The sequence below is a fragment of the Streptomyces sp. NPDC042638 genome, from assembly GCF_040647235.1.
GTDB classification, from domain to species: domain Bacteria; phylum Actinomycetota; class Actinomycetes; order Streptomycetales; family Streptomycetaceae; genus Streptomyces; species Streptomyces rameus.
Genome location: NZ_JBEZBT010000013.1, coordinates 1 through 14816 on the forward strand (window position 1 = coordinate 1; position 14816 = coordinate 14816).

17 protein-coding genes and 1 pseudogene are annotated in these 14816 nt (G+C 71.8%); 6 read left to right on the plus strand and 12 right to left on the minus strand.

The window, feature by feature from the left end; translation table 11 throughout:
- The first annotated feature begins 90 nt into the window (after positions 1-90).
- The 3 genes and pseudogenes from AB0B40_RS13430 (at position 91) to AB0B40_RS13440 (ending at position 1270) form a co-directional block, all read left to right on the plus strand.
- Positions 91-516, plus strand: a complete 426-nt coding sequence (locus AB0B40_RS13430) for an SsgA family sporulation/cell division regulator (protein ID WP_345048626.1) — start codon at positions 91-93, stop codon at positions 514-516.
- Positions 517-520: 4 nt separating this feature from the next.
- Positions 521-589: pseudogene (locus AB0B40_RS13435) on the plus strand (DUF2238 domain-containing protein); the annotation flags it as partial.
- 267 nt (positions 590-856) lie between these two features.
- The gene (locus AB0B40_RS13440; RefSeq protein ID WP_345048627.1) at positions 857-1270 is read left to right on the plus strand and encodes a VOC family protein; all 414 of its coding nucleotides are present in this window, start codon (positions 857-859) and stop codon (positions 1268-1270) included.
- A gap of 27 nt (positions 1271-1297) precedes the next feature.
- On the opposite strand, the gene AB0B40_RS13445 is transcribed toward AB0B40_RS13440, so the two are convergent.
- From AB0B40_RS13445 to AB0B40_RS13470, 6 genes are all read right to left on the minus strand, one after another.
- Positions 1298-1792 carry a DUF6328 family protein gene (locus tag AB0B40_RS13445; RefSeq protein ID WP_345048629.1) on the minus strand — a complete coding sequence of 165 codons (495 nt, stop codon included), beginning with the start codon at positions 1790-1792 and terminating at the stop codon, positions 1298-1300.
- A gap of 53 nt (positions 1793-1845) precedes the next feature.
- A complete protein-coding gene (locus AB0B40_RS13450; protein ID WP_345048631.1) occupies positions 1846-2829 on the minus strand; it encodes an aldo/keto reductase in 984 nt (327 codons plus the stop codon).
- 88 nt (positions 2830-2917) lie between these two features.
- Positions 2918-3523: a TetR family transcriptional regulator gene (locus AB0B40_RS13455; RefSeq protein WP_362263946.1), complete on the minus strand. Its 606-nt coding sequence runs from the start codon at positions 3521-3523 to the stop codon at positions 2918-2920.
- A 22-nt stretch (positions 3524-3545) separates the two neighbouring features.
- Entirely contained in the window at positions 3546-5039 is a 1494-nt protein-coding gene (locus AB0B40_RS13460) for an MFS transporter (RefSeq protein ID WP_362263947.1), read from the minus strand.
- A 97-nt stretch (positions 5040-5136) separates the two neighbouring features.
- Complete coding sequence (locus AB0B40_RS13465; protein ID WP_345048635.1) at positions 5137-5958, minus strand: lipase family protein; 822 nt, start codon at positions 5956-5958, stop codon at positions 5137-5139.
- A 43-nt stretch (positions 5959-6001) separates the two neighbouring features.
- A complete protein-coding gene (locus tag AB0B40_RS13470) occupies positions 6002-7186 on the minus strand; it encodes an FAD-dependent monooxygenase (RefSeq protein WP_345048637.1) in 1185 nt (394 codons plus the stop codon).
- Positions 7187-7525: 339 nt separating this feature from the next.
- Between AB0B40_RS13470 and AB0B40_RS13475 the strand changes: the two genes are divergently transcribed.
- Both AB0B40_RS13475 and AB0B40_RS13480 read left to right on the plus strand, forming a co-directional pair.
- Positions 7526-7903, plus strand: coding sequence for a tyrosinase cofactor (locus AB0B40_RS13475; protein WP_345048639.1), 378 nt, complete (start codon positions 7526-7528; stop codon positions 7901-7903).
- 35 nt (positions 7904-7938) lie between these two features.
- The gene (locus AB0B40_RS13480; protein WP_345048640.1) at positions 7939-8760 is read left to right on the plus strand and encodes a tyrosinase family protein; all 822 of its coding nucleotides are present in this window, start codon (positions 7939-7941) and stop codon (positions 8758-8760) included.
- Here AB0B40_RS13480 and AB0B40_RS13485 read toward each other — a convergent pair whose 3' ends face one another.
- From AB0B40_RS13485 to AB0B40_RS13495, 3 genes are all read right to left on the minus strand, one after another.
- Positions 8761-9456 (minus strand): ribonuclease H, encoded by a 696-nt coding sequence (locus AB0B40_RS13485; RefSeq protein WP_345048642.1) that lies wholly within the window; start codon positions 9454-9456, stop codon positions 8761-8763.
- Between the two features lie 121 nt (positions 9457-9577).
- On the minus strand, positions 9578-10372 hold the full coding sequence (locus AB0B40_RS13490; protein ID WP_345048643.1) for a VOC family protein: 795 nt from the start codon (positions 10370-10372) through the stop codon (positions 9578-9580).
- 192 nt (positions 10373-10564) lie between these two features.
- A complete protein-coding gene (locus AB0B40_RS13495; RefSeq protein WP_345048815.1) occupies positions 10565-11047 on the minus strand; it encodes a VOC family protein in 483 nt (160 codons plus the stop codon).
- 368 nt (positions 11048-11415) lie between these two features.
- Here AB0B40_RS13495 and AB0B40_RS13500 point away from each other — a divergent pair, with 368 nt between their 5' ends.
- A complete protein-coding gene (locus AB0B40_RS13500) occupies positions 11416-12306 on the plus strand; it encodes a SigB/SigF/SigG family RNA polymerase sigma factor (protein WP_345048645.1) in 891 nt (296 codons plus the stop codon).
- A 90-nt stretch (positions 12307-12396) separates the two neighbouring features.
- Here AB0B40_RS13500 and AB0B40_RS13505 read toward each other — a convergent pair whose 3' ends face one another.
- The 3 genes from AB0B40_RS13505 to AB0B40_RS13515 all read right to left on the minus strand — a co-directional run bounded on the left by AB0B40_RS13505 (position 12397) and on the right by AB0B40_RS13515 (position 14716).
- A complete protein-coding gene (locus tag AB0B40_RS13505) occupies positions 12397-12861 on the minus strand; it encodes an ATP-binding protein (RefSeq protein WP_362263948.1) in 465 nt (154 codons plus the stop codon).
- 256 nt (positions 12862-13117) lie between these two features.
- The gene (locus AB0B40_RS13510; protein ID WP_362263949.1) at positions 13118-13528 is read right to left on the minus strand and encodes a hypothetical protein; all 411 of its coding nucleotides are present in this window, start codon (positions 13526-13528) and stop codon (positions 13118-13120) included.
- A gap of 234 nt (positions 13529-13762) precedes the next feature.
- Entirely contained in the window at positions 13763-14716 is a 954-nt protein-coding gene (locus AB0B40_RS13515; RefSeq protein WP_362263950.1) for an AraC family transcriptional regulator, read from the minus strand.
- Between the last annotated feature and the right edge of the window lie 100 nt (positions 14717-14816).

Sequence of the window (14816 nt, forward strand, 5' to 3'; positions counted from 1 at the left end):
CCTTCCAGACGGACCCGATTCGGAAAGGTTGATCACGACATCACACAGGCCCTAGAGGGCTCTATGCCGATTGTTCCCGGAGGCCCGCGGGTGAACTCGTTCGTGCACAAGACACTGGTGGTGCAGCTCCTCGCGCCCGGCACCGGACGCTGTCCGGTGCTGGTACATCTCGGCTACGACGCCGACGACCCGTTCGCCGTGACCGCCGTCTTCGCCCATGACGGCCATGTGCTGGCCTCCTGGCGGCTGGACCGGGAGATGCTCTTGGCCGGTCTGGCGGGACCGGTGGGCGTCGGTGACGTGCGGCTGCGGCCGGCCGCCACCGGTCTCTGGCACGAACTGCGCATGGAGTTCTTCGGGGACACCCGGCCGGACGGCAGCCGGCACCACGCCGTGGTGTTCGCCTGGGCGCCCGCCGTCGCCGCGTTCCTGCGCGCCACCCACCAGGTCGTCGCGCCGGGGCGGGAGCACATCCCGGTGGACGAGCTGCTGGCGGAGATCCTCTCCGCGGGCTGAGCAGCCGTACGACCGTTTCGGGCACCTGATGCAGGGCTTCGTCCCGGCCCTGCTGGTGCGCGAACTGCTCCGCTGATCGGCGCCGTGCCGCCGTGCCGCTGCTCAGCCGGGTGCACGACCGTCAGCTGCGCTCTCCGGCGGCGCGTTGCGGCCGTACTGAATGATCGGTAACCTTCTTCGGGTGACTGCCGGGTCGGCCATGGGCCATACACGAGTGAGGGTCCCGGCCTCGGCGTGACTCCGAGGCGGGCGAGAGGCCCGCCGCCGTTTCCGAGTTCCTGCCCGGCGCCATGAAGGCGCCCCTGTCCAGCGGATCTCAGACTCGGAGACACACCCACTCATGCAGAGCGTTCAGCAGCACGCCGCGACGACCGTCGTCCGTCTCGACCACACCGCGGTTCTCGCCCGGGACCGGCGGCTGTCGGCCGAATTCCTCGCCGCCGTACTGGGACTGGCCGTCGGTGCCCCGTTCGGACCGTTCCTGCCCGTCGACCTCGGCAACGGCGTGACACTCGACTACTACGAACAGCGCGAGGAGCCGATCCAGTCGCAGCACTACGCCTTCCTGGTGCCCGAGGAGCGGTTCGACTCGATGATCACCCGCCTGGAGGCGCTCGGCGTCACGTACTACGCCGACCCGCACCACAGCGAACCGGGCCGCGTGAACCGCCTGTTCGGGGGGCGCGGCGCGTACTTCGTGGACCCGTCCGGCCACAACATGGAGATCATGACCCGCCCCTACGTCCGCCCCTAGCGACGGCGGCGACGGCCACGGCGACCGCTAGTCCTCCGGCCGGGTCGTGTGCTTGCGGCGGGCCCACAGGGGCAGGCCGTACCAGCACGCGAGGTACCAGGCGACGACGCCGGCCACGAGGTACGGGACATAGCCGTCGTGCGTGGCCACCCGGAGGATCAGCAGCAGGGCCGACGTCATCGTGACCAGCAGCAGGACCAGGCCGACGAACGTCAGCCGGGAGGCCAGCCGCACCGCCTGCGGCTTGACCCGGCGGCCGGCGACCAGGCGGTGCAGGGACACCGGGCCGATGAGGGCGCCGGTGGCACAGGAGCCCAGGACGACGGTCACGATGTAGATCACCTGGTCCGGCGTCGCCAGGCGCTCGTACTTCGGCTGGAAGACGACGGTCAGCAGGAAGCCGAACAGGATCTGTACGCCCGTCTGGGCCACCCGGACTTCCTGGATGAGCTCGCCCCACATCCGGTCGGCGCGCTCTTCCTCGGTCTCGTCGCGCCCCCTGCGCCGCCCATCCTGCGTCATGCGGTGCGTGTAACCGCCCGGCCGTCCGTTCAAACGGCCGGGCGGTCACACGCTCACCAGCGGTGCTCGACCTGATCCCTGATCCGGCGGTCGTACAGCTCGCGGACGGCGGTGAACGTCTCCCGCGGCAGTGGCGGCAGCTTGGCGGCGGCGGCGTTGGCGCGGGCCTGCTCCGGGCTGCGGGCGCCGGGGATCACCGTGGTCACCCCGTCCTGCTCGATGATCCAGCGCAGCGCCAGCTGGGCCGGGGTGTACCCCTGCGGGGCGAGCGCGGCGAACTCGGCGGCGGCCTCGACTCCCGTGCCGTAGTCGACTCCGGAGAACGTCTCGCCCTGGTCGAACGCCTCGCCGTGCCGGTTGAAGGTGCGGTGGTCGTCGGCCGCGAACACGGTGTCCCGCGTGTACTTGCCGGACAGCAGCCCGGAGGCGAGCGGGACGCGCGCGATGATGCCGACGCCGGCCTCGCGGGCGGCGGGCAGCACCTCGTACAGCGGTTTCATCCGGAAGGGGTTGAGGATGATCTGCACGCTCGCCACGTTCGGCCGGGCGATCGCGGTGAGTGCCTGGGCGCAGGTCTCCACGCTCACCCCGTACGCCGCGACACGCTCCTCCTCGACCAGGGTGTCCAGGGCGTCGAACACCGCATCCGAGGAATAGACCGCGGTGGGCGGGCAGTGCAGCTGTACCAGGTCGATGCGGTCGACGCCGAGGTTGCGGCGTGAGCGGTCGTTCCACTCGCGGAAGTTGGCCAGGACGTAGTTCTCGGGGATCTGTTCCACCCGGCGGCCCATCTTGGTGGCCACGAGCACATGCAGATCCGGCCGGCCGCGCAGGAAGGAGGCGATGCTCTCCTCGCTGCGCCCGTCGCCGTACACGTCGGCCGTGTCGAAGAAGGTGACCCCGGCCTCGGCCGCCGCCTCCAGGACGGCCAGGGCCTCCTTTTCGTCCACGTCGCCCCAGTCGGCGCCCAGCTGCCATGTGCCGAGACCGACGACCGACGCCCACTGACCCGACCTGCCGATTACGCGTTCGTCCATGGCGTCAGTCTGTCATCCGGTACGGCGTCCCGCGGAGCCTGCCGTTCCGCCGGGACCGGTGCCTCACCGGGCCCGTTGTGACGCGGCGTCACCCGGTGGGCCGGCCGCCCGGCGTCAGCTGCGCCTGCACGGCGGGCGCGTAGCGGTCGACGACCGTTTCGGCGTCCGTGTCGCGCAGGTGCGGGCCGCGGGCGATGCCGTACATCACGCCGAGGCCGACGAGGGCGGCGACCGCGAGCTCGGCGCGCAGACCGGCGTCGGGGCCGGTGAGCCGGTCGGCGAGGCGTTCGGTCACCTGGGCGCGGAAGTTGGCGCGCAGCACGTCGCCGTGGTCGCCGTGCAGCGGGGCGAAGGCGATGCGCAGCAGTGGGTCGGCGCCCCGCTGGCGCTGGCTGGACAGCACGTGCCGGACCATGTGCCGGCCGAGGTCGTCCAGCGGGGCGTCCAGCAGGTCGTCGGCGTCGGTGTCGAAGGACATCACGCGGGCGAACAGGGCGTCCTTGTTGCCGAAGTACTTCAGGATCAGCGGCGGGCTGACGCCGGCCCGGTCGGCGACGGCCTTGAGGGTGATGTCCGCGTGCGCCTGCCGGGCCAGGAGGAAGCGGGCGGCCTTCAGGATGGCGGCCCTGGTGGCCTCGGCGTCCCGGCGTGCGGGGGCGGGAGCGTGATCGGGTGGCGTGCTCATGGCCCTCATGCCCCCTTCGGCGCCGGGGTGCTCACGCGCCCTCCAGCGCCTCGTCGCGGGCGCCCCGGGTGACGCCCCGGGCCCGCCGCGTGGGGCCGCTGCCGCCGTCGTCCGGGATGGACAGGGCCGCCGCGCAGGCCGCGAGGGCGACGACGCCCGCCACGGTGAAGGCGAGCTGGTAACCGTGCAGGGTGGGTACGGGGACGCCGCCGAGGGGGCTGCTGTGGTGGACGAGGACGGCGGCGACGGCCGCGCTGGAGACGGCCTGGCCGATGGTGCGCATGAGGACGTTGACGCCGTTGGCGGAGGCGGTCTGGGCGGCCGGAACGGCGCGCAGGATCAGGGTCGGCAGCGCGGAGTAGGCGAGGGTGGTGCCGGTCGCCACCACGGTGGCTGCCACGATGATCATCCACAGGTCGCGGCTGTCGGCGATGCGCAGCGCGTACCCGCAGGCGATGACGGCGGCGCCCAGCGCGAGCGTGGTCCGCGGTCCGCGCGCGGCCGAGATACGGGCGGACAGCGGTGAGAACAGCAGCATGGTGACGCCGCCGGGCAGGAGGCACAGCCCGGTGGCGACGATGGACAGGCCGAGGCCGTATCCGGTGGCCTTCGGCGCCTGTACCAGCTGGGCGGTGACCAGGGAGTTGGCGTAGAAGGCGAATCCGGTCAGCAGGGCGGCCACATGGGACAGGCCCACCCGCGGCCGGGTGACCAGCCGCAGATCGACCAGCGGCCGTGCGGTACGCAACTGCTGCCACCACCACAGGGCGAGGACGACGACGGCGCCGAGGAACAGCCCGAGGACGCGCGCGCTCCCCCAGCCCCAGGTGCCGCCCTGGGACACCCCGAGCAGCAGGCAGACCAGTCCGGCGGCGAGGCCGAGGGCGCCGAGGACGTCGAACCGCCCGGGCTCCCGCACCGGGGACTCCTTCACCGCCCACCAGGTCGCCGCGACGCCCGCCGCGCCGAGGGCGCTGGTCAGCCAGAACATGGTGTGCCAGTCGGCGTACTGCACGACCAGCGCGGCGAGCGGCAGGCCGAGCGCGGCACCGATGCCGACGGTGGAACTCATCAGCGCCACGGCCGAACCCCGGCGCTCGGGCGGGAGTTCGTCCCGCAGGATGCTGATGGAGAGCGGGACGACGGAGGCGGCGGCGCCCTGGAGCGCGCGGGCGGCGATGAGCACGCCGATGTCGGAGGAGAGCGCGCACAGCACGGACCCGACGGTCATGAGGGCGAGTGCGGCGATGAGCACCCGGCGCTTGCCGTACATGTCGCCGGCCCGGCCGAGCACGGGGGTGAGGACGGCGCCGGAGAGCAGGGTGGCGGTCACCGTCCAGGAGACGGCGGCGGCCGAGGCGCCGGTGAGCCGGGGCAGGTCGGGGAGCAGGGGGACGACGACGGTCTGCATGACCGCCATGAGGATGCCGCCCGACGCCAGCACCGGGATGGTGAACCGGTCGCGCAGTCGGGGCGCCGGTGTGCCGGTGCCCGGCGGCAGGGCTGTCGGGTCCGGCTGGTCCATCGGCGCTCCTGCGGCAGGCACGGGTTCACGGTGAATAACAATTCACTCTATCGAGTGAATGGCCATTCACCAACCCGGCCGGGAGCGCGGAGGACGCTCAGGCCAGGTTCCGCTCCAGGGCTGCCAGGTAGTTGCCCATGAAGTGGTCGCGGACGCTGTCGGAGGCGGGCGCGAAGGGGTCGGCGGTCAGGCCCCTGGCCCGGTCGCCCAGCGCCGACAGCGTCGGCATGGAGTCGTGCAGCCTGCCCCTGGAGTCGACGTAGCGCAGGGCCCTGACGTGGGTGAAGGCCGGCTCCGGCGGGAGCTGCGGTACGACGTCGTTGTTGTTGACGAAGCGGTACATGCGGCCGCCGAAGCCCTGGTGGAAGGCCTCGGCCAGCAGCCGGTCGCAGGTACGGGGCTGGCCGAAGGTGTAGACGCCGTCCGCGGCCAGGTGCGGCTCCTCCAGGTACAGGCGGGCGCCGGCCAGCATCGCCAGCGCCCCGCCGAGGCTGTGCCCGGTGAAGTAGACGGCCCGGCCGTCGGTGCGCAGTTCGGCGAGCGCGTCGTGGACGGCCGGGTGGATCGAGTCCAGGGCCTGGGCGAAGCCGTGGTGGACGTAGCCGTTGCCGCCGGGGCCGGGGCAGGGCGGGGTGGTGGTGTCGGAGAGCCAGTCCTTGATCTGGGCGGGCTCGGTGCCGCGGAACGCGGTGACGATCATCCGGTCGCTCGCCATGGTGTAGGCCTGGGTGTCCTGCAGCGGGAAGGGCGGAGTGAAGCGGGTGTGGTGGTGCCGCACCTCCCCGAAGCCCCACCGGGCGGCCTGGTCCTCGATGGCGGCCCGGTCCTCGTAGGCCAGTTGGGCGGCACGGGCCAGCCAGTAGGCGCGTTCGAGGCTGTAGCCGGTCGAGGTGTGGTCGAACTGGACGGGTACGGCCATGGAGGTCTCCTTGCTGCGGCCGGCGGGAATCGTCAGACAGGCCCTAGCGTCGGCGGGCCTGCAGGGCGCGGGCCGCGCGGGGGCCGAGCCAGCGCTTGAGCCTGCGCAGGGGCTCCAGTTGTCCGGCCGCCTTGTCGAGGCCGTAGTACAGCTGCGGCGGGACGTATGGCAGCAGCGGCGAGTGACGCTGGCCGAGCAGGGCGAACATCCGGTGCGGCGGCAGGTGGATGTAGCGGGGCAGGTTCTCGTACCACTGGGAGCTGTAGCGGGCCGCGCTCTGGACGGACAGCAGCTCGGCCTGGCGGCGTCGCTCGTATGCGGCGAGGGCCTCGGGCAGGCCGGCGTGTTCGCGCAGCGCGCCGGCGAGGCACATGGCGTCCTCCAGGGCGAGGGTGGTGCCGGCGCCGACGGAGTAGTGGGTGGTGTGGGCCGCGTCGCCGAGCAGGACCAGGTTGCCGTGGTGCCAGGTGCGGTTGGTGAGGGTGCGGAAGTTCTGCCAGCAGGCTCCGGGGCGGGCGATGAGGGGGTGGCCGTCGAGGGCGCCGGCGAAGAGCTTCTCCAGCAGGGCCAGGCCCTCGTCCGTGTCGGCCCGGTCCAGGCCGAGGCCGGTGAAGGTCTGCGGGGAGCACTCGACGACGCAGGTGCTGTGGTCGCCGCTGTAGCCGTAGCCGTAGGCCCAGATCCAGCCGTGGCCGGTCTCGGTGAAGGCGAAGGTGAAGGCGTCGAAGACTTTGGTGGTGCCGAGCCAGATGTAGTGGTTGCGGCCGGAGACGACCCGGGTGCCGAAGTGGCCGGCCCGGTGGGTGCGCAGGGCGCTGTGCACGCCGTCGGCGGCGACGACGAGGTCGGCGTCGGCGGGTGGTTCGGTCAGCTCGCTGCCGAACTCCACGCGGACGCCGAGGGCGCGTGCCCGGTCGGCGAGCAGGCCCAGCAGCCGGTGCCGGCCGATGCCGAAGCCCTCGTCGCCGCGGTGCCGGGTGGTCAGGTCGTTCACCTGGGCGACGCCCTCGCTCCAGCGCACGGAGTGGGCCTCGATGGCGCGCGCGGAGTCGGGGTCGTGCGCCTGGAGCTTGTCGAGGAGGCCGCGCCAGTACGTCACGCCCCAGCCGTAGGTGGAGCCCTCCGGGTCGCGTTCGTGGACGGTGACGTCGTGGGACGGGTCCTGCCGCTTGAGCAGGATGGCGAGGCAGAGGCCGGCGGGCCCGCCTCCGACGCAGACGATCTTCACGCGTACACCCCTGACAGTCACCCGACGTGGTTGATCGGAACCGGAGGGTAGCAGGGGTGGGAGTCCTCCCGATCGCGTCAGTCTGTCGTGGTGACCCGCGCCACCCGGCCGGACGGCAGCCGGGAAGGATCGGCGCGATCCCGAGCGCCCCGGCAAGGAATTCCCCGTTCCGGAGCGGACCGACCCAGAGACACAGCAAGATCATCTTGGTTCAACTCTGTACGACATGTAAGTAATTGTCCGGATCGTAGCCAACCGGTTCCGGCCGATTTCTTCCGCTCCACAAGATCCCGGTAGGCATGCGTGGTCACCACCGGACCACTCTTCAGGAGGACCCGCATGCCCGACATCACCCGGCGCCGCGCGCTCACCACGGCAGCCGCCGTCGCCGCGACGGCCTCGGCCGTCGCCCTCGCCGCACCCGCCGCGACGGCCGCCGCCCGGCACGACCACACCGCGCCCGATTCCTTCGACGAGGTCTACAAGGGCCGCCGAATACAGGGCGGCCCGGCGAGCGGCGGCGGACACCACCACGAACACGGCGGCGGATACGCGGTGTTCGTCGACGGCGTGCAGCTGCACGTGATGCAGAACGCCGACGGCACCTGGATCAGCGTCGTCAGCCACTACGCCCCGGTGGCGACCCCGCGCGCCGCCGCCCGCGCCGCGGTGGACGAGCTGCAGGGCGCGCCGCTGCTGCCGTTCCCGACCAACTGACCGCCCCCGCAAGGACTTACGGAGCACCGCGCACCATGACCGTACGCAAGAACCAGGCCGCCCTGACCGCCGACGAGAAGCGGCGGTTCGTCGCCGCCGTCCTCGAACTCAAGCGCAACGGACGCTACGACGAGTTCGTCCGCACGCACAACGAGTTCATCATGTCGGACACCGACAGCGGCGAGCGGACCGGCCACCGCTCCCCCTCCTTCCTGCCCTGGCACCGCAGATTCCTGCTCGACTTCGAACAGGCGCTGCAGTCCGTGGACTCCTCCGTCGCACTGCCCTACTGGGACTGGAGCACCGACCGGACGGTGCGTGCCTCGCTGTGGGCGCCGGACTTCCTGGGAGGCACCGGACGCAGCTCCGACGGCCGGGTGATGGACGGCCCGTTCGCCGCGTCCACGGGCAACTGGCCGGTCAACGTCCGCGTCGACGGCCGCACGTTCCTGCGCCGCTCGCTCGGCACCGGCGTGCGCGAACTCCCGACGCGCGCCGAGGTCGACTCCGTGCTGTCGATGGCGACGTACGACATGGCGCCGTACAACAGCGCCTCGGACGGCTTCCGCAACCACCTGGAGGGCTGGCGCGGGGTCAACCTGCACAACCGGGTGCACGTCTGGGTCGGCGGGCAGATGGCCACCGGCGTGTCCCCCAACGACCCGGTGTTCTGGCTGCACCACGCCTACATAGACAAGCTGTGGGCGGAGTGGCAGCGTCGGCACCCGGGCGCCGGCTACGTGCCGACGGGCGGCACGCCGGACGTGGTGGACCTGAACGACACGATGAAGCCGTGGAACGACGTGCGCCCGGCGGACCTGCTCGACCACACCGCGCACTACACGTTCGACGTCTGATCAGGCCTCGGCGGTACGGCACTCCGGGTGGCCCCAGCCCTGCGCGTTCTTGGCGATCTTCTCGCCGGCCGCGTAGGACCGGCCGCACAGGCAACGGCCGGGGAACTTCGCGCTGATGGTGCGGGAGGAGGCGGTGCCGCCGGTGCGCGGTGCCTTGCGGCGGGGCGCCCCGGCCGTCTTCGGGGTGTCCGGCGACGGCGGGGGCTGCGCCGAGCCGAGCGCGCTGCCGGCCGGTTCCTGGACGGAGGCCGCCTGGCTGGCCGCGCGGTCGGCGAAGTCGTTCAGCGGGTCGCCGTCGACCTGGTGGGCGGGAACGTACCGGAACTCCACCGACCGGCCGTCGAGGAGTTCGTCGATGCGGACCACCAGGTCCTGGTTGGCTACGGGCTTGCCGGCGGCCGTCTTCCAGCCGTTGCGCTTCCAGCCGGGCAGCCAGGTGGTGACGGCCTTCATCGCGTACTGGGAGTCCATCCGGATCTCCAGCGGCACATCCGGGTCGACGGCCGTGAGCAGTCGTTCCAGGGCCGTCAGTTCGGCCACGTTGTTGGTGGCCCGGCCGAGCGGGCCCGCCTCCCAGCGGGCAGGGGTCCGCTCGTCGTCGTCCGAGACCACCCACGCCCATCCGGCCGGCCCGGGGTTTCCCTTCGAAGCCCCGTCGCACGCGGCCACCACACGTTCACGCATGGGCCCGATCATGCCATGACGGCCGGGAGGGCTCCGTTCCGGGACCGGTCGGGCATCCGTGGCCGTCACACGTCCTGGACGCTCACCCGCCCTCGACGCTCACCCGTCCTCGACCGTCACACTTCCTCGACCGTCACACTTCCTTGATCGTGGGCATGTCGCCCTCGGTGGTCGCGATGTCGATCACCGAGAAGTTCGCGCCCTGCGGGTCGCTGAGCGCCGCGAACCGGCCGAAGGGGCTGCTCATCGGCCCGAAGCGGAGGATCCCGCCGAGCTTGGTCGCCCGGTCCACGGCCGCGTCGCAGTCGTCGACGGTGAAGTAGACGTTGACGTACGACGGCACCTCGGGCGGGAAGTCGTCGGTCATCCGCATCCGGCCGAGGACCGTGTCCTCACCGATGTCGAACATCCGGAAGTCCACCGCGTCGTCGTCGATCTCCTTCATCCGGTACGGGAAGACGGCGGTGAGGAACGCGTCCGTTCGCTCGGGCTCACGGGTGAAGATTTCGGCCCAGCAGTAGGCACCGGGCGTGGCCGCCGCCTCGAAGCCCTCGTGGGTGCCTGCCTGCCACACCCCGAACACCGCCCCGCCGGGCTCCCGGGCCAGGCACATCGTGCCGAAGTCACCGACCTGCATCGGATCCATGAGCACCTCACCGCCGTGCTCGCGGATCCTCTCCCCGGTGGCGGCGGCGTCCGGCGAGGCGAGGTACAGGCACCACTGCGACTGGCCCTCCTGGCCGGGCATGGGCGGGACGACCGCCGCGACGGCCTTGCCGTCCACGTAGGCCTGGGTGTAGTTGCCGTAGGCGGACGACGACTCGCCGAAGGTCCAGCCGAGGACGTCGCCGTAGAACCTCTTCGCTCCCTCGACGTCGCTGAACATCGCATCGGCCCAACAGGGCGTTCCCTCGGGTTGCACGGCCATGGCGGAGCCCTCTCGGTGAGCCGGATCCTCCCGCTCCCTCACGCTATCCACCCCGCGGACCGCCCGCGCGCCGAACGCCGGGGGCCGGAAAACCCGGTCCCGCAGTCGACGAAGGCGGGCCGTCGGCGCCGACGACGCCGAGTGCGCGCGCGGACGGGCACCCCCTGCCTCACGTCTCGGCCACCACCTGGCTCACGCGCCGGCGTACGCCTGCTCCAGCGCGGCGGCGTCCAGCTTGCCCATGGCCATCATGGCCCGGGTGGCGCGCGCGGCCTTCTCCGGGTCGGGGTCGGCGATCATGTCGATGAGCGGCGCGTACACGACCTGCCAGGAGACGCCGTACTTGTCCTTGAGCCAGCCGCAGGGTCCGCCCTCGCCGCCGTTCTCGGTGAGCTTGGTCCAGTAGTGGTCGATCTCCTGCTGGTCGGAGCAGAGGATCTGGAAGGAGACCGCCTCGTTGAACGTGAACTCGGGGCCGCCGTTCAGCGCGACGAACCGCTGGCCGTTGGCCGTGAAGTCCACGGTCAGCACGGAACCGGCCGGACCGGGCCCGGACTCGGTCCACCGGACGACGCGCCCGATGCTGGAGTTCTTGAAGACCGACACGTAGTGATGCGCGGCCTCCTCCGCCTGGCCGTCGAACCAGAGACACGTGGTGAATCCGTCGGTGGTCATGTACGCCTCCCGGGCGTGGAACGGGGCGTGGAACACGGTCATGTGTGTCGACCGCTCCCCGGCGCGAAACTCATCGGCCCCCACGCCGGATCATCCGAACGGGTGAGACGGCTTCCGCCCGGCATCCGGGTCGTGCTGCCCCCCACCCGGGACTCCGCCGGGGTACCCCGGCCGCCCGACCGGCTGTTTCGCGCCATTACCGCGCGGCGGCCGCATGCGCGGCGTCACCGCGGGTACCCGCGCGGTGAGCGCTCCGAGGGGCATAACCCACCGGTTACCGGGTACCCGGAGGAGACGTTACATGCACAGAACTCGGACACTGAAGCCGTTGAGGCACACGTCGTACCGTGACTTCGTGGGGAGAGGCAATGAACACCGCCGTCGGGATCCGGTCGGAAGCAGAGGTCGCCGAACAGACCGAGCGGGACAGGACGGGCGAGGAGTCACTGCCTGGCATCGCGGACCCGACGTCGGTCGCCCCGCGTGACGCGCGGGAGCTGTCCCGTCAGTTCTTCCGCCGGCTCGCCGAGCTGGAAGAGGGCACGGGCGAGTACCAGTACGCACGTAACACGCTTATCGAGATGAACATGTCGCTCGTGCGGTTCGCGGCCGGACGGTTCCGGGGCCGCGGCGACGACATGGAGGACATCGTCCAGACCGGCATGATCGGCCTGATCAAGGCGATCGACCGGTTCGAACTCGCGCGCGAGGTCGAGTTCACCTCCTTCGCGCTGCCGTACATCGTCGGCGAGATCAAGCGGTTCTTCCGGGACACCACCTGGGCCGTGCACGTGCCGCGCAGGCTCCAGGAGCTGCGGGTGGAGCTGGCCAAGGCGCGCGAGGAGCTGTCCAGCCGACTGGACCGCGACCCGTCGGTCGCCGAGCTGGCCACCCTGATGAACATCTCCGAGTCCCAGGTGGTCGAGGCCCAGCTCGCCTCCAACGGCTACAACTCCGCCTCCCTGGACGCCGCGCTCACCGGTGACGGCCGCGAGGACGGCGAGGCGGTCCTCGCCGACTTCATCGGTGTGGAGGAAGAGGGGCTCCAGCTCGTCGAGGACTTCCACGCCCTCGCCCCGCTGATGGCGGAGCTGAGCGACCGGGACCGGGAGATCATCCACCTGAGGTTCGTGGAGGAGGCCACCCAGGCGGAGATCGGGGAGCGGCTCGGATGCTCCCAGATGCACGTGTCCCGGCTGATCAAGCGGATCATCCTCCGGCTGCGGCAGGGCATGCTCGGCGAACTCGGCTGCGCCTGACCCGACACCGGCACGCGACAGCGGCGGGTGCTCCGGGACCGGAGCGCCCGCGGCAGGCAGGCCTTCAGCGGTTCTGTGACAGGCAGGCCTTCAGCGGTTCGGTGAGTGGTTCAGCGCGAAGACGGCCCGCACCCGCTTGCCCACGGGGACCCGCTCCACGGTGACCTCGGAGGCCAGGGCGTGCACGATCTCGAGCCCGTGCCGGCCGACGCGCTCGGGATCCTTCGGGAAACGCCGCGGCAGAGCGGTGCTGCTGTCGTACACGGACACCACGACCGCGGCGGCCGTACCCTCCAGCTCCAGGATGTACGGGCCGTTGCTGTGCTGGTCGGCGTTGGTGACCAGTTCGCTCACCATCAGCAGCAGCTCGCCGTCGGCGCGGCCGTCGGCGACGGCGCACCATTCGGTCCGCAGCTGCTGGAGGAACTGGGAGGCGAAGCCGCGCGCCTCGGCGATGCATCCGGGTTCGCCCGTGTAGTGCGCCGCGCGCCGCAGCGGCTCAACGGGTACGTCGAAACCAGTCGGTATCACTGCCCCGCCCAGGTGCTCGCTCATGCTGTCTCTCTCGGAAAGCCCGGTACGGCCGGTCGATGTTGCACCAGTCCTCGTACCCCGAGTCCGGGCCGCCAGTCCACCGGATACGTTCGCCGACCGCGCAAGTGGTGAGACTCACGGCGACCGGTCGGAGTTGCCCCCAGGCCGCTGCTGGGACTCCTGCGGTCGCTCCTGGGACTCCTGGGGCTGTTCGGACGTCCCCGGCGGCTGCCGATTCGCGCACATGCACGCCCCCGCCTGACGGCCGGGCCGCCGGTCAGGCGACGGGTACGGCGAGGAGCCCTGCGGTCCGCTGCATGCGCAGCGCGTCGACGGACTCGGCGAGCAGCTCGTACTCGGTGGTGTCGTCGCCGGTCGCGATGCGCACCAGCCTGCCCGCGGCCAACTCGTCGGCCACCCGTTCCTGCCGGGCCGGATCACCGCACCAGGCGCGCAGTACGGCCGGCACGTCGGGCACGGTGTCCGCGACCGGGACGAGAGAGTTGGGCGGGAAGTGGCCGGCCTCGGGCCGCGGGTCGAGGCGGTCCGCGATCCAGCTCGCACGGTCGCGCAGCCACCACAGGGCGAGGGCCAGGGTGGGCGCCCGGTAGGTGCCGAGGGGCACTCCGATGCGCTGCCCGCCGCAGGTGCCGTACGCGGTGACATGGCACAGGAACTCGTCGTGCATGCGCACTCCCCCGTCGCGTCGGCCGCCTGCCGGCGGCCCCGCTCTCGGCGCGGATCATGTGCGGTGCGTGATCGGGGCCTCGCTGGAAGTGAAGCCCTCACAGTCGAGTATGTTCACTACTGAATCACTGTCACCATGTCTTTCCGGCCAGTCTCTTGGCATATTCCGGGCTGCCATTGGCCGAAACTCGGCGGGCGCGGCCTGGGCCCCGGAGGGGCGGGAGCGGGTGCGAGGCTACGGTGTCACCTCCCCGCCCGGCTGCGCCGGGGAAGGCCCCCTCGCGGCCTCCCGGTAGCGTCGGGGAGCAACGCCGAGAGCGCGTTTGAAGGCGTTGCTGAAGGCGCTCTCGGAGGTGTAGCCGACGGAGCGGGCGAGCGCCGCGACCGGGGCGGAGTCCTGCCGCAGGGCACGGGCGGCCAGACTCATGCGCCAGTTCTGCAGGTAGGCCAGGGGCGGCACCCCGGCCGCCGCCCGGAACCGGACGGCGAAGGTGGTCCTGGACATCGCGGCGGCCCGGGCCAGCTCCGCCAGCCGCCAGGGGTGGGCCGGGTCGGCGTGCATCAGGCGCAGGGCGGGGGCCAGCCGCTCGTCCGCGAGCGCACGCAGCCAGCCGGCCGGCAGCCCGTCGGCCTCGCTGAGGCAGGCGCGCAGCACCTGGACGAACATCAGCTGGGCGAGGTGGTCGCAGGCGAAGACGGAACCGGCCCGGCCGCCGGCCATCTCGGCGGTCAGCTGCCCGGTGAGCCAGCGCAGCACCGGCGCCTCCGCCGCACCGCCGCGCACGTGGATCAGCCCGGGCAGGGCCCGGCGCAGCAGGTCGCCGCTGTCCCGGCTGAGGTCGATGTGCCCGGAGACGCACACCACCTCGTCGCCCCCGCCGAGCGCCGCCATGCCGGTCCCCGGGTCCACGGCGACGTCCGCCGGGTCGACGGGTTCGAGCCCGGGCTCACTGCACAGCACGTACGACCGCCGCCCGTCCGAGACGACGACGTCACCCTCGGTGAGGGCGACGGGCTCGGCGCCGCCCTCGGCGACGAGCAGACAGCCTCCCCTCACCACGACGTTCACCTTCAGCCTGTCGCGACCGCGCAGCCGGATCGCCCACGGGCCGCCCGCCGTGAAGCCGCCGGAGAACACCCCGCGCGCGTCCGCGACGGCCAGGGCGTCGGAGAGAGGATCGAGGGACATGCTCGGACTATCGCGCAAGTACGGCGCACTCTCAAGCATTCATCGTCCGGATCCGCGGATCTACGGTGGCCTCATGACCGGCATCGACGACGTCGAGGAG

Excerpts from the sequence above, each read along its gene's own strand:
- AB0B40_RS13465 (WP_345048635.1), bottom strand. The coding sequence starts at position 5,958 with ATGGCCGTACCCGTCCAGTTCGACCACACCTCGACCGGCTACAGCCTC.
- AB0B40_RS13510 (WP_362263949.1), bottom strand. The coding sequence starts at position 13,528 with ATGCACGACGAGTTCCTGTGCCATGTCACCGCGTACGGCACCTGCGGC.
- AB0B40_RS13440 (WP_345048627.1), top strand. The coding sequence starts at position 857 with ATGCAGAGCGTTCAGCAGCACGCCGCGACGACCGTCGTCCGTCTCGAC.
- AB0B40_RS13490 (WP_345048643.1), bottom strand. The coding sequence starts at position 10,372 with ATGGCCGTGCAACCCGAGGGAACGCCCTGTTGGGCCGATGCGATGTTC.
- AB0B40_RS13475 (WP_345048639.1), top strand. The coding sequence starts at position 7,526 with ATGCCCGACATCACCCGGCGCCGCGCGCTCACCACGGCAGCCGCCGTC.
- AB0B40_RS13505 (WP_362263948.1), bottom strand. The coding sequence starts at position 12,861 with ATGAGCGAGCACCTGGGCGGGGCAGTGATACCGACTGGTTTCGACGTA.
- AB0B40_RS13515 (WP_362263950.1), bottom strand. The coding sequence starts at position 14,716 with ATGTCCCTCGATCCTCTCTCCGACGCCCTGGCCGTCGCGGACGCGCGC.
- AB0B40_RS13460 (WP_362263947.1), bottom strand. The coding sequence starts at position 5,039 with ATGGACCAGCCGGACCCGACAGCCCTGCCGCCGGGCACCGGCACACCG.
- AB0B40_RS13485 (WP_345048642.1), bottom strand. The coding sequence starts at position 9,456 with ATGATCGGGCCCATGCGTGAACGTGTGGTGGCCGCGTGCGACGGGGCT.
- AB0B40_RS13495 (WP_345048815.1), bottom strand. The coding sequence starts at position 11,047 with ATGACCACCGACGGATTCACCACGTGTCTCTGGTTCGACGGCCAGGCG.
- AB0B40_RS13500 (WP_345048645.1), top strand. The coding sequence starts at position 11,416 with ATGAACACCGCCGTCGGGATCCGGTCGGAAGCAGAGGTCGCCGAACAG.
- AB0B40_RS13450 (WP_345048631.1), bottom strand. The coding sequence starts at position 2,829 with ATGGACGAACGCGTAATCGGCAGGTCGGGTCAGTGGGCGTCGGTCGTC.
- AB0B40_RS13445 (WP_345048629.1), bottom strand. The coding sequence starts at position 1,792 with ATGACGCAGGATGGGCGGCGCAGGGGGCGCGACGAGACCGAGGAAGAG.
- AB0B40_RS13455 (WP_362263946.1), bottom strand. The coding sequence starts at position 3,523 with ATGAGGGCCATGAGCACGCCACCCGATCACGCTCCCGCCCCCGCACGC.
- AB0B40_RS13480 (WP_345048640.1), top strand. The coding sequence starts at position 7,939 with ATGACCGTACGCAAGAACCAGGCCGCCCTGACCGCCGACGAGAAGCGG.